At 66.6% G+C, this 12,555-nt stretch carries 11 protein-coding genes; 7 read left to right on the top strand and 4 right to left on the bottom strand.

Going from position 1 to position 12,555, the window contains the following annotated elements; genetic code table 11:
• The first annotated feature begins 162 nt into the window (after positions 1 to 162).
• Positions 163 to 591: a hypothetical protein gene (locus tag AC4D2O_RS12795; RefSeq protein WP_490907731.1), complete on the top strand. Its 429-nt coding sequence runs from the start codon at positions 163 to 165 to the stop codon at positions 589 to 591.
• On the opposite strand, the gene AC4D2O_RS12790 is transcribed toward AC4D2O_RS12795, so the two are convergent.
• Positions 533 to 1,204 (bottom strand): hypothetical protein, encoded by a 672-nt coding sequence (locus AC4D2O_RS12790; RefSeq protein ID WP_490907730.1) that lies wholly within the window; start codon positions 1,202 to 1,204, stop codon positions 533 to 535. The genes AC4D2O_RS12795 and AC4D2O_RS12790 overlap by 59 nt on opposite strands.
• Positions 1,205 to 1,831: 627 nt before the next feature.
• Here AC4D2O_RS12790 and AC4D2O_RS12785 point away from each other — a divergent pair.
• The 3 genes from AC4D2O_RS12785 (at position 1,832) to AC4D2O_RS12775 (ending at position 5,943) form a co-directional block, all read left to right on the top strand.
• A complete protein-coding gene (locus AC4D2O_RS12785; RefSeq protein ID WP_490907729.1) occupies positions 1,832 to 2,599 on the top strand; it encodes a response regulator transcription factor in 768 nt (255 codons plus the stop codon).
• A 166-nt stretch (positions 2,600 to 2,765) separates the two neighbouring features.
• On the top strand, positions 2,766 to 4,265 hold the full coding sequence (locus AC4D2O_RS12780; RefSeq protein WP_490907728.1) for a sensor histidine kinase: 1,500 nt from the start codon (positions 2,766 to 2,768) through the stop codon (positions 4,263 to 4,265).
• Positions 4,266 to 4,605: 340 nt separating this feature from the next.
• Positions 4,606 to 5,943, top strand: a complete 1,338-nt coding sequence (locus AC4D2O_RS12775; protein ID WP_490907727.1) for a heparan-alpha-glucosaminide N-acetyltransferase domain-containing protein — start codon at positions 4,606 to 4,608, stop codon at positions 5,941 to 5,943.
• A 249-nt stretch (positions 5,944 to 6,192) separates the two neighbouring features.
• Here AC4D2O_RS12775 and AC4D2O_RS12770 read toward each other — a convergent pair whose 3' ends face one another.
• The 3 genes from AC4D2O_RS12770 to AC4D2O_RS12760 form a co-directional block, all read right to left on the bottom strand.
• Complete coding sequence (locus AC4D2O_RS12770) at positions 6,193 to 6,429, bottom strand: integrase core domain-containing protein (protein WP_490907843.1); 237 nt, start codon at positions 6,427 to 6,429, stop codon at positions 6,193 to 6,195.
• 702 nt (positions 6,430 to 7,131) lie between these two features.
• Positions 7,132 to 7,308, bottom strand: a complete 177-nt coding sequence (locus tag AC4D2O_RS12765) for a hypothetical protein (RefSeq protein WP_490907726.1) — start codon at positions 7,306 to 7,308, stop codon at positions 7,132 to 7,134.
• A 118-nt stretch (positions 7,309 to 7,426) separates the two neighbouring features.
• Complete coding sequence (locus AC4D2O_RS12760) at positions 7,427 to 7,741, bottom strand: hypothetical protein (RefSeq protein WP_104049504.1); 315 nt, start codon at positions 7,739 to 7,741, stop codon at positions 7,427 to 7,429.
• A gap of 371 nt (positions 7,742 to 8,112) precedes the next feature.
• Between AC4D2O_RS12760 and AC4D2O_RS12755 the strand changes: the two genes are divergently transcribed.
• The 3 genes from AC4D2O_RS12755 to AC4D2O_RS12745 all read left to right on the top strand — a co-directional run bounded on the left by AC4D2O_RS12755 (position 8,113) and on the right by AC4D2O_RS12745 (position 12,553).
• Positions 8,113 to 9,876: an ABC transporter family substrate-binding protein gene (locus AC4D2O_RS12755; RefSeq protein WP_490907725.1), complete on the top strand. Its 1,764-nt coding sequence runs from the start codon at positions 8,113 to 8,115 to the stop codon at positions 9,874 to 9,876.
• A gap of 110 nt (positions 9,877 to 9,986) precedes the next feature.
• Complete coding sequence (locus AC4D2O_RS12750; RefSeq protein WP_490907724.1) at positions 9,987 to 11,528, top strand: ABC transporter permease; 1,542 nt, start codon at positions 9,987 to 9,989, stop codon at positions 11,526 to 11,528.
• Entirely contained in the window at positions 11,525 to 12,553 is a 1,029-nt protein-coding gene (locus AC4D2O_RS12745; protein ID WP_490907723.1) for an ABC transporter permease, read from the top strand. The genes AC4D2O_RS12750 and AC4D2O_RS12745 overlap by 4 nt, the downstream gene beginning before the upstream one ends.
• Positions 12,554 to 12,555: the final 2 nt, after the last annotated feature.

Below are 12,555 nucleotides of genomic sequence, written 5' to 3'. Positions count from 1 at the left end.
CAGCGCACTCTGGGAACTAGCCATCGGCACACCGTTCACCGGTGAAGATGCAGAAGCACCGGCGAAGATGCAGAAGCGGCCGTCGCCGCCGGACTGCGACGCCTGGACGCCGGTTTCTTTCCTTCCCGATGGGACCGCGCAACACCGAGGGAACGGGACTACATGAACGTGATGGCCAAGGACGGCGAACGCCCCTCCCGCACAGGCGAAATCGCTGACCGACTCGCACGCAAGGCCACCAGCCTGGGCAAGCCCGCGGCGAGCTCCGGAACCGCGGCTGAACGGGGACATCAGCCGGCACCAGAACGGCAGGGGTCTTCAAGAAAGGGAGGAGCACAAGGCCTGCACTTCAGTCCTGCGGTAACCGTCGTCGATCCCTGTGGCCCTCGGGACGCCGACCAGCACGAGCAGGGATTCGCCGGCCATGTCGATGGCGCATGTGGCGTCGCGCGAAGGCCAAAGCGGTGCTCACCCAACCCGGGCCCCTTCGACCAGTACGAAGGGTATGCCCAAATTCAGCGGCAGACAGAACCTAGCAGGACACCGCGCCGGGCCTCGCCGGTGGTGGTGTCATGGCCATCTCGTCGGTGAGCTGCTGATCTGCCGCAGCGGCCAGGTCGAAAGCCAGCCGGGCCGTTCTCTGCGCGGGAGCTTGCGCCCAGAGCGGCACTTGGTTGCCCGAGTCCAGCTGATCGAAGGCGACGGCACAGTCAAGGCCCACGGCGAAGTCATAGCGTTTCGAATCGGTTTCGATGGGCCCGGAGCCGAACAGGCACATCGACCCACCGCCGCTCGTGGAGGCCTCCAAGAACATCTCGGTCGGAATGAATGTCCAGTGTGGCGTCAGCTGCCCGGGCACTTCTTTGCCTTCGGTGATCCGCAAGCGGTGGCGCACCGAAACGTCCCAGCGTCCGTCGACATCCGGGCTGGTGTGGGGCTGTCCGGCCAGTCGGAGACGCAACTGGGTCAGGGCGTGCTGCGCCCGATGTACCCACCTCGCGGGTAGGTCCAGCGGGCCGGTCAGCTCCCAGTCGTCCACCGTCAGGTGGTGGCGGAGGCCCGAGGATCGTTGGACTGTGCCGCGCACCGGCCCGTGCAGCCGGGCGTTGAGTGACAGTCGGGGCTGGGTCCCACCCCGTTCGTGCTCATCCTGTTCCCAACCGTAGGAAACCACCGTCTCTGTGAGCTCGAAGGCGGCGCTCATGCCTGGGTCCCCACGGCACTGCGGAGGGGTGCTCCGCCACTGGGCGGGTCTGCTGGGGCTTCGTTGGTGCGGGGCCGGTCAAGGGGCCACAGTGCCGGAAGTTGATTTCCGAGGATCTTGCCGGGGCTTGTCATGGGATGCTCCTCTGTCTGGTCTACGCGTCATTCGGTCCATTTCCAGACCAACACCGCAAGCTCTGTCCCATCTTTGCCGTCACTGTGCAGAACCTGTAATCCTGTGGCCCACCTCCGACGCAGGAGCGGTCGTGAGAACTGCACAAACGCTCCCCCCGTTCATCAGCACATGTTTTCCGGAAGGGGAAGCGTCGGTGACGGAGCGATCAGGATCATCGGAGCGCCCGGTGTCCCGCAGGCCCCTGCAAGACGCCACCGAGCCGGTATTCGGTCAACTGTCCGCCGTCGAGGTCGGATTCACACTGGTCGTTGTCTACGCAGCCCTCACCGTGATCGATACGCAGAGGGGGCCACGGCAGGCCCGGCTGGGGGAGCCTTATGCCGGGCACAGAATGCACAGGCAAGGCACAGTTTCTGCTGTTGTTCCTGACAGGATGGGCGTCTGGACTGTCAGTATGATGTCGTCAGCTCGCCCGATCTCAGGAGTACCCTCGTGTCCTCATCGACCGGCTTAGGTTCGCCCACGTCTCTGGCGGCCCTGCGCGAGGTGTTGCCCAAGCTCGCCCACCCAGACGGCAGTCCCTTGTGCGCGCTCGTGGTGGACGACGAGCCGATGCTGGCGGATCTGGTCTCCATGGGCCTGGCCCTGTGCGGCTGGGAGGTGCACGTCGCGCATGCCGGACGCGCCGCTGTCGAGACCGCGCGCAACACCCACCCGGACGTGCTGGTGCTGGACTGGATGCTGCCGGAACTCGACGGGCTTCAGGTGCTGGAGCGGATCCGCGCCTTCCGCCCCCACGTGCCGGCGTTGTTCCTGACCGCTCGGGACTCGGTGGATGACCGGATCCGTGGGCTGTCCGCCGGCGGGGACGACTACGTCACGAAGCCGTTCTCGCTGGAGGAGGTGCTGATCCGCCTGCACCGGTTGGTCCAGCGTTCCGGGGTGGCCGCGCAGAATTCGGACGAACTGGTGGTGGGGGACCTGGTGCTCAATGTCCGCACCCACGAGGTCCGGCGCGAGGGTGAGCCGGTGGACCTCACGGCCACCCAGTTCAAGCTCCTGCAGTACCTCATGGAGAATCCCCGGGCCGTGTTGTCCAAGGCGCAGATCCTGGACCAAGTCTGGCAGTACGGCTTCGGCGGCCAGGTGAACATCGTCGAGCTGTACATCTCATACCTGCGCAAGAAAATCGACGCCGGGCGGGCACCGATGATCCACACGGTCCGCGGCGCCGGGTACGTCCTGCGGCCCGCGACCTGAGGCGGGGACCGTGACCTCGTCCTCCGGCCCGCCTCCCGGTTCCTTCCCGGCGTCGACCCTGTCACCGACATCCCCGGCCCCGGCCCCGGGCCGGGGGCCCGTCTCGGCCGACAGCCCCGGCCGGGAGGGTGTGACCGCCCGGCCCCGTCTGCGGATGACCCTGGCCGTGAGGACCGCGGTTGGTGTCGTGGTGCTGCTGGCCGTGGTGCTGAGCGCCTTCACCCTGACCTCCGTGGCCCTGACCGGGCGCACGCTGGACGCCCAGTTGGAGGAGAACGTGGAGCAGGCTTGGGATCGTTCCTGGTCCTACCTGTGGCGCGGCAGGCAGAACGCGCCGGACTTCGACCACGATCCTCTGAGCGCCTCGGGCCAGCCGGCAGGGATGTTGGTGCTACTCATGACCGGCGGCCAGGTAGTCCAGGCGTCGCGGTTGGATGAGGAATGGGAGACGGTGGAGCTCTCTGCCCCCGGTGTGGATAGGCTGGGCGCGCTGGCCGAGGAGACTTTGCGGGCCCAGGAAGCGCAGGACACCGAGCGGGCTGAGCTGCCGGAGGAGGAGGCAGCGGCCCTGGACGATGTCCGGTTGATCCGCGCTGTGGACCTGGATGAGGGCCAGTTCCTCGTGCACTCGGAGGTCGTCGACGATGAGGACGGCGTGGCGGTCGTTGGACTGCCCACGGCGGCGGTGGACAGGACGAAGGCCAACCTGGCGCAGGTGCAGATCCTCGGCTCGCTGGCTGCTCTGGTTCTGGCTGGGCTGCTGAGCTGGTGGTGGATCCGCCGCTCGTTGTGGCCCCTCAAGAAGGTATCCCACGCGGCGGCCCAGGTGGCCGCGGTGCCTATGGGATCCGGTGAAGTCTCCCTGACGCCGTATCGCGTACCCGTGGATCTGGCCCGCCCCGGCGACGAGGTCGGGGATGTGGGCCAGGCGCTGAACCGGCTGATCGACTCCGTGGACGGCGCGTTCGAGCAGCGCAACCAATCCGAGCAACGCCTTCGCACTTTCGTGGCGGACGCCTCCCACGAGCTACGCACCCCGCTGGCCGCCGTCCGCGGATACGCCGAGATGATCCGACTGGCCGAGCCTCTGACCGACCGTGGCAGGGAATCGGTGGCCCGGGTGCTCAACCAGGCCGACCGGATGGGCTCCCTGGTGGAGGACCTGCTGCTGCTGGCCCGTCTTGACGCCGGACTAGACGTGCCGTGCGGCGAGGTGGACTTGGGCGAGGTCGTGGTGGACGCCGTCATGGACGGCACAGCAGCCGGCCCCGGCCATAGCTGGCTGATGGACGTGCCCGAACAGCCCGTCAAGGTGCTCGGCGACCGGCGGCAACTGGCCCAGTTGGTGGCCAACCTGCTCTCCAATGCGCGCAAGCACACCCCGATCGGCACCACCGTGCTGGTGCGCCTCCAGGAGGAGACCCCGGCCGGCGTCGCGACCGTTCGCCTCACCGTGCAGGACGACGGCCCGGGGGTCGACCAGGAACTGCGGTCCGGGCTGTTCGACCGCTTCGTGCGCGGGGACACCGCCCGGACCGCGCGTGAGGGTTCCACGGGGCTGGGACTGTCGATCGTCCGCTCGGTGGCCCGCGCCCACGGAGGAGATGCCACCGTGGAATCCGAACCGGGCCGGACCCTGTTCACCGTGGAGCTGCCAGCAGCGTGACACCGCAGGGACTGCGGTGTCACGGTCACCCTCGACTCCCGGCCCGCAACCACCCTTCCTGACGGTGCCGGAATTTTCCTCACATCCCACCAACACCAGCCCCGGTACAGCTCCGATGTCCTAACGGACCGGCACCACCCACGACTGCCCCCCGGCCGGCAGGATCAGGCCACAGCGCCCGGAGTGCCGCCGGGGTGCCGCGCAGAAGCCGGACCGCCCGTGGCGAGCCGGGAACGCTGATCACAGGCTCCGCACAGCAACAGCACAAGGGGGACCTAGCCGGAGGTGTTGATCTGGTCATCGAAGCAGCCACACGAGAAACCAGACCCAGGAGCCTCCCATGACGAACGAGGACAAGGATCCGATGGGTGCAGAAATCGTCCCGCAGTACACCGCGAATCCTCCCGCGGCAGTGAAAGACCGTCCCAAGAATCGGCTGATCGGCATTGACGCCGCGCGCGGCCTGGCACTGATCGGGCTGATGGCCATCCACATCCTGCCCGACGCATACGAGGATACCGGCGAGCCGACCTTGTCATGGAGTCTGTTCTCCGGGGACTCGGCTGCGCTGTTCGCACTGCTGGCCGGGGTGGGGGTGGCCCTGTCCTCCGGCGGGTCCGCCCCGCACCAGGGCCGGCGAATGACCGGGGACCAGGTGGGTCTGGCAGCACGGGCCGTGGTGATCGGCTCCCTAGGACTGGTGATCTCGGCGATCCTGCCCTGGGATCCCCCGGCCTACAGCATCCTGCTCTACTACGCGGTGTTCTTCCTGCTGGCCATTCCCTTCCTACTCCTGCGGTCCCGGGCACTGTTCGCGTGGGCAGCGGTGTTCGGCCTCACCGCCCCGGTCCTGATACAGCAACTGGGTTCGGCGTTGCCGGAGTCCTCGGCCTGGAACCACACCGTGGTGAACCTGCTCACCGAGCCGGGCGGCTCGGCCTCGGAACTGCTGCTCACCGGCTCCTATCCGGCCCTGGTCTATATGACCTACCTGCTGGCCGGGCTGGGCCTGGGCCGGCTGGACCTGCGCCGTGTCCGGGTCCAGGGACTCATCGCCGGGGTCGGCGCGGCCCTGGCGGTCCTATCCAACGTGGTCTCCTTCCTGCTGCTGCGCGCCCGAGGTTACGAGGCGCTCTTGGCCACCCCGGGCATGACGTCGCACGATCTCGATGAGGCCTTGGTGTTCGGCTCGGAGGGTCTGCCCGACACCTCCTGGTGGTGGTTGGCCATGGCCACGCCACACACCAACACCCCGCTGGCCATCGCTTCCAGCCTCGGCACCGGGATGCTGGTGCTGGGAGTCTTCCTGCTCATCGCCCCCTGGGCCGAGCGGTTGCTGAAGCCCTTGGCGGCCATGGGCGCCATGACCCTCACCCTCTACTTCGCCCACCTGCTCGCCCTGGCCCCGGAACTGCACTACGACGACCAGGGCATGTGGTTCGTCCTGCACCTGATCGCAGCTGCCGCATTAGCTTGGTTCTGGCAGCGCAAGTTCGGTCAGGGCCCAATGGAGAGGGCGGTCACCGCGGTGACCCGGAATGCCCGACAGATCGTGGCCGACGATATCCCCGACACCACCCCCGGTGGATCCGCCACGGAAAGCCCCCGCGGAGCCACCGGCACGACCGCCGCCGGGGAGTCACCGACCGACGCGGGACAGGCCGATGACCACCGTTAGCACGTCGGTCACGTTGGTGCGCGAGGTCCTCTGCCGACAGATCTCTCATCAGCGGGCCAGCTTGCCTTGAAGCTCGCCCTCCCTACATGCGGAAAGGACGCAGCCGGTCTCCGATGGGACCACACTGCGCTGGAAGGGACACAATGGATTGCTATTCATCCGACCCAACCCCGGGAACGTCGGTAACAGCGCATATGACGTGCTTGTTCAGGGGAAGTACGAAGCACTACGGGAGCTAGGTGTACTGGGTCATGAGGTTGGTGACACTCGGTTGATGGGTGCGGTTCCGATGCCGGTGTGGATGCGTTCAGTGTTGTAGTGGGTCAGGAACTGGTCAAGGGCACGGGTGCGGGCGTCGTGGGTGGCGTAGGGCCTGCGGTAGGCCCATTCGGTTTGCAGGGTCCGGTTGAAGCGCTCGACTTTGCCGTTGTCCAGGGCCCTTGCTGGGTGCCGGCACTGGGGCGGTCGGGCCAGCGACAGGGGGATTAGCGGCTATAAGCCGAAATGGATCGGAGCGGCTGACAGGCAGACCTCCAGGCACGGAGTCCATCGTTCCACTCATTCACATGACGCGTCGGGTCTGTCGCGTGCAGGAGACGCCGGGTATCAGTAGGAGTTTGATAGCTTTCGGTCAGCAGATGCTCCCACGTCGGTCCTTCAGGCGCGAAGGGACAAAGCGGTCCTTCCCGAGTGGTGCAACAAGAGTCGTGGGATCACTGGTACGAGCCCCGCGAGTCCATGCCGCTGACTGGCTCGATGACTCGACGTACGGGCTCCACACGACCGACTGCGACACCACGTCGAGGGCCCCGGATGCCACCTGCCCAGTCACCGGAACCGGTGCCTGGATCGAGCACGGTACGGGTGATCCGATCGAGTGGCCGGCTCAGCCCTCGGGGCCCGTCGATCTCCTCCGGCTCCTCATCGACAACCCGTCAGGGTTCTTCCGTCCACCGCGGTGCGACATGGACGGAGGCGCTGGTGCCGGCGGCCTCATGAAGACGATGAGCGCGGTGGCGAGCGGCCCCAGGAACAGCGAGATGAGGAACCATGCCAGCCGGGAGCGATTCTTCTGCTCAGCGAGCCCCGCGTTGACCAGGGCCAACGCGAACCAGAAGGCACCTCCCTCCGGTGTAGGAGCATTGTTGACCGATTCGGAGTAGGTAGTGATCGTTCCCGAGTAATCGTTCATCGCGAACCGGACTGCGGATCAGGACCAGGCGTCTGTGAAGCGCTGGAGTAGTAGGACCGCATCCCGTGCTTCACGCCCAGCCGGATGATCAGATACAGCGCAAGGCCCACAGCAGCGATCACGACGAGCCATACCAGCAGGACGATGAAGATCTCCAGTCCACCAAGCGCCATTGCTACCCCCATGTTCGCTATCAGTTGTTCGGTGATCAGAGCCTAGTCCGACGCTCATGCCATGCTCGGTCGCGTCGGCCGGTTCGACCGGCCGACGCGCAGCTACGTGACTACGACGTCACCACATGCGGCTGTTCGTCTCCGACACGAAGCCGCGCCCGTCCGAGAACCAGTGGATCGTCGGGCTGTTCCGGGCAGTCGGCGTCGTGAGCTCAGAGAACAGGTCCGCGTTGAAGCGGTTGCTCAGCTCGGGGGAGCTCAGCACCGTGTCCTTGGTGATGACGAAGACCGGACCCTTGAGCCCTTTGCTCTGGATCGACAGATGGACCTCGGCGTGCTGATCGAGGCGCACCTTGAGGGCTCCGATGGCGGCCTGGACATCGGCGTCGTCGTCCCACACCGCCGCGTGCTTGTCGACGAAAAGCCAGGCCATCCCGCATCACACCTGTCTGCCTCGGATCACGCGCCCGTCCGGCACGCTACCCGCGCGGTCGTCGTCCGGCCGCTCGGGGTCGTTCAAGCAAATCACCGCCCGGAGCGCCCGATCAAGCACCTGTGCGAACCGCTTGCACGCTCACCGGGACGCCTGCCGTCCCCGCTTGAGTTGCAGCTCGATAACAACCCGCGACCGGCTCCTCCGGCCGATACCTGCCTGCAGCAATGTGCCACTATGCTTCTGCTCGCGTGAGTTGCGTCACCTTTGCGTGGCGCGTGTCGGCTGACCCGCAACACCGCGTAGGGCCGGAACCACGCTATGAAAGAGGAGGCTGTATGCGTGTCGGACGTACTTCCAGGGCTGTGGGTGTGGCTGCGGCAGCAGCACTCGTATTGAGTGCCTGCGCTGCCAACACGGGGACCGAGACACCGGAGGAGACCGCCGAGGGCGAGGCGACGGGCGGGAACATCCGGATCGCCGAGGTGAATGCCTTCAGCTCGTTCAACGCGAGCACGTCCGAGGGCAACGTGGACATCAACGGCGTGATCGCCTACTCGACCCACTCCGGCTTCAACTACATCAACAACGACCTCGAGGTCGTCCCGAATGAAGAATTCGGAACCGTGGATGTCCTTTCCGAGGACCCCCTCAGCGTCAGGTACACGGTCAATGAGGGCGTCAGCTGGTCCGACGGCGAACCGGTCGACGGCGGCGACCTGCTGCTGCAGTGGGCCATCGAGTCCGGCTACTTCAATGACTCCACCACCGATGAGGCGGGTGAAGTGGTGTCGGGCGCCACCTACTTCGACTACGCGGGTGACACGACCGGACTCGCGCTCACCGAGCTCCCGGAGATCGGCGACGACGGGCGCTCGATCACCCTGAACTACTCGGTGCCCTTCGCCGACTACGAGGTCGCCTTCGGCCTCATGAACGAAGGGGGGCTCGACACGCCGGCCCACGTCCTGGCCGAGAAGGGCGGACTCACTGACGAGGACGCGCTCATCGAGCTCATCCGGACCGAACCGGCAGGCGACCCCGAGAACCCCGTGGAGCGTCCCGAGGTGCAGGCCGTGGCGGACTTCTGGAACACCGGCTTCGACACCAAGTCCCTCCCGGACGATCCCACGCTCTTCCTGTCCAACGGTCCGTTCATCGCATCGGCCGTGACCCCGGACCAGTCCATGACGCTGACCCGCAACCCTGACTACGACTGGGGTCCGATGCCCAACGTGGACGAGATCACGGTCCGCTACATCGGAGAGGCTCCCGCCCAGGTGCAGGCCCTGCAGAACGGCGAAGTGGACATCATCGCGCCGCAGGCCTCGGCGGACACGGTCGAGCAGCTCGAAGCACTCGAGGGTGTGACGGTCGTGCGCGGGAACGAGTTGTCCTACGACCACCTCGACCTCAACTTCAGCGGCGTGTTCGCCGAGGAGAGCGTCCGCGAGGCCTTCATGAAGACGGTGCCCCGCCAGCAGCTGGTGGACTCCATCATCAAGAAGCTGAACCCGGACGCCGAGCCGGTCGACTCCCAGCTCTTCCTGCAGGACCAGGAGCCCTACGAGGAGGCCGCCTCGAACAACGGTTCAGAGGCCTATGCCGAGGTCGACATCGAGGGTGCGAAGGACCTGCTCGACGGGGCGACCCCCGAGGTGCGGATCATGTACAACCGTGACAACCCGAACCGCCTGAACTCCTACACGCTGATCGCCGAGTCCGCCTCGCAGGCCGGTTTCAAGATCGTCGACGTCGGCCTCGGCGCCTCCGACTGGAGCGCGGCCCTCGGCAACGGCACCTACGATGCAACCATCTTCGGCTGGATCAGCTCGGGTGTCGGCGTGTCCAATGTGCCCCAGATCTTCAAGAGCGGCAACGGCTCCAACTTCAACGGGTTCTCGAGCCCCGAGGCCGACGAGCTCATGGACGAGCTCGTGGTCGAGACCGACCCGGACGCGCAGAACGACCTGCAGGTCCAGATCGACAAGCTGATCTGGGACTCGAAGTACGGACTACCCCTCTACCAGGTGCCGGGCATGAATGCGCACAGCGACAACGTCAGCGGCGTCGAATACATGCCCAACCTGACCGGCGTCTGGTGGAACTTCTGGGACTGGCAGATCGCGCAGTAGGTCCAGCCGAATCACGCGCACCGGATCAAGCACGCCCGTGAGGGGAAGGCGCCGGGGACTAGCACTGGCGCCTTCCCCCACGCGGACCCGACCTCGAGGCTGGAAAACACATGGTGACCTACATCGTCCGCCGTCTGGTGACGGCCGTGCTCATCCTCCTCGGTGCGTCCTACGTGGTCTACCAGCTCACGGCCCTCTCGGGTGATCCGCTCGAGGACCTGAGGGCCAGCAATGCGCCGAACCGGGAGCAGCTGATCCAGGCCCGCACGGAGCTGCTCGACCTCAACACCCCTGCGCCGCTGCGGTACTTCGGGTGGCTCGCGGGTGCTGCCAAGTGCCTCGTGCCCTTCGCCGCGACCTGTGACCTCGGCACGAGCATCCAGGGCGAGGCGGTCACCACGTCCCTGGTCCGCGCCATGGGCAACACGATCACCCTCGTCACCACGGCCACCGTGCTCGCCATCATCATCGGTATCTCCCTGGGCATCATCACGGCGCTCCGCCAGTACAGCGGCCTGGACTACGGCGTGACCTTCATGTCCTTCCTCTTCTTCTCGCTCCCGATCTTCTGGCTCGCCGTCCTGCTCAAGGAGTTCGGGGCCATCGGCTTCAACAACTTCCTCGCGGACCCTCGGATACCGGCCTCCACGATCGTCGTCGTCGCCATCGCGAGCGGCCTCATCTGGGCACTGTTCGCCAGCGCCTCCTGGAGACGGAAGGCCATCGCCTTCGTGATCGGAGCTGCCGTCGCCGCGGCGCTCCTCACCGTCCTCCAGCTCGTCGACTGGTTCTCCGACCCGGGGCTCGGGCCGGTCGTCATCCTCGTGACGGGCGTGGGCATCGCCTTCGGGATCGTCCTCCTCACCGTGGGCCTCCGGAACCGCAAGGCGCTGTACGCGTCGCTCATCATGGTCGCGCTCGGCCTCGTCGCCTACTACGTCGTCAACCCGATCCTGAACGCCGCGACCATCTGGATGATCCTCGCCCTCGCGGTCCTGACGGTGCTCGTGGGCATCGGCGTCGGCTACGCGATGGGCGGCTACGACCGCGGCCAGAGCATGCGGGCCGCGGCGCTGACCGGCCTGCTCATGGGCCTCCTCGTCGTGGTGGACCGCTTCCTGGTCACCTGGCCCGCCTACGTCAGCAACCCGCGCGTCAGAGGCCGCCCGATCGCAACGGTGGGCGCCGAGACACCGGGACTCGAGGGGACGTTCTGGATCACCGGCCTCGACACGTTCACGCACCTGCTGCTGCCGACGATCGCCCTGCTGCTTGCGTCGCTCGCCGGCTACAGCCGGTACTCCCGGGCCTCGATGCTGGAGATCATGAACATGGACTTCATCAGGACCGCGCGGGCCAAGGGCCTCAGCGAGCGCACCGTCGTCATGCGGCACGCCTTCCGCAATGCGCTGATCCCGCTCGCCACCCTCGTGGCCTTCGACATCGGGGCGCTCATCGGCGGAGCCATCATCACGGAACAGGTCTTCGCCTTCTCCGGGATGGGGCAGTTGTTCGTCCAGGCCCTGCAGCGCACCGACCCCGACCCGATCATGGGCTTCTTCCTCGTGGCCGGCATCCTCGCGCTGGTCTTCAACCTGGTGGCCGACGTCGCGTACTCGTTCCTCGATCCTCGCGTAAGGGTGAAAGCATGAGCACTCAGACCCCCGCCGATGTGCCCGGCCAGGCCGAGTCCGTTCCCGCGACCGTGCCGCCCGCACCCGAGGCCGAGGCGCCGGGGCTGTCGCAGGGGCAGATCGTCCGCAGGAAGTTCTTCGACAACACCGCGGCCATCATCAGCCTCGTCGTGTTCGCCGTCGTCCTGGTCCTGGCCTTCACATCGGTGGGTTTCGCGGGCATCCCCGGCTGGTGGAAGTACAACCACACCGAGTTCGTGCCCCTGCTGGGTGACGGCGCCCCGACGGTCACGGGCCCGTTCAGCTGGGGGGAGCACCCGTTCGGCCAGGACTCCATCGGCCGCGACTACTTCGCGATGACCATGCGCGGGGCGCAGAACTCGCTCCTCATCATGTTCATCATCGGAGCACTCGCCGGTCTGACCGGCGTCGTCGTCGGGGCCTGCTCCGGCTACTTCCGGGGCTGGACCGAGGCGGTGCTGATGCGCTTCACCGACATCATCATCATCATCCCCGTCGTCCTCGCCGCGGCCACCCTCGGGGAGTCCGTCAACCGCTTCGTCGGCAGTGGGGCGCAGGTCTGGTTGCTCGGCGTCTTCCTCGGTCTCGTGCTCTGGACCGGCCTGGCGCGCCTCGTCCGCGGCGAGTTCCTCACGCTGCGTGAACGCGAATTCGTGGACGCGGCGAAGATCGCCGGCGCCTCCAACGCGCGCATCATCTTCAAGCACATCCTCCCGAACGCGGTGGGCGTCATCATCGTCAACACCACGCTGCTCATGTCCGCCGCCATCCTGCTCGAGACGGCGTTGAGCTACATCGGTTTCGGGGTGAAGGCCCCCGATGTGTCCCTCGGCCTGATCATCAGCCAGAACCAGGAGGCCTTCCAGACACGGCCGTGGCTCTTCTGGTTCCCGGGCCTGTTCATCGTGCTCATCTGCCTGTGCATCAACTTCATCGGTGACGGCCTGCGCGACGCCTTCGACCCGCGGCAGCGGAAGTTCAACGCCGGCCGGGCCAAGGACGCAGAGAAGCCCGCGGCGTGAGC

Source organism: Arthrobacter sp. TJ-238 (genome assembly GCF_058269215.1).
This window is presented reverse-complemented; position numbering and strand designations above follow the sequence as displayed.

Bases quoted from the DNA above. Each gene is read 5' to 3' on its own strand.
- AC4D2O_RS12795 (WP_490907731.1), top strand. From the start codon at position 163: ATGAACGTGATGGCCAAGGACGGCGAACGCCCCTCCCGCACAGGCGAA.
- AC4D2O_RS12790 (WP_490907730.1), bottom strand. From the start codon at position 1,204: ATGAGCGCCGCCTTCGAGCTCACAGAGACGGTGGTTTCCTACGGTTGG.
- AC4D2O_RS12775 (WP_490907727.1), top strand. From the start codon at position 4,606: ATGACGAACGAGGACAAGGATCCGATGGGTGCAGAAATCGTCCCGCAG.
- AC4D2O_RS12765 (WP_490907726.1), bottom strand. From the start codon at position 7,308: ATGGCGCTTGGTGGACTGGAGATCTTCATCGTCCTGCTGGTATGGCTC.
- AC4D2O_RS12760 (WP_104049504.1), bottom strand. From the start codon at position 7,741: ATGGCCTGGCTTTTCGTCGACAAGCACGCGGCGGTGTGGGACGACGAC.
- AC4D2O_RS12750 (WP_490907724.1), top strand. From the start codon at position 9,987: ATGGTGACCTACATCGTCCGCCGTCTGGTGACGGCCGTGCTCATCCTC.
- AC4D2O_RS12745 (WP_490907723.1), top strand. From the start codon at position 11,525: ATGAGCACTCAGACCCCCGCCGATGTGCCCGGCCAGGCCGAGTCCGTT.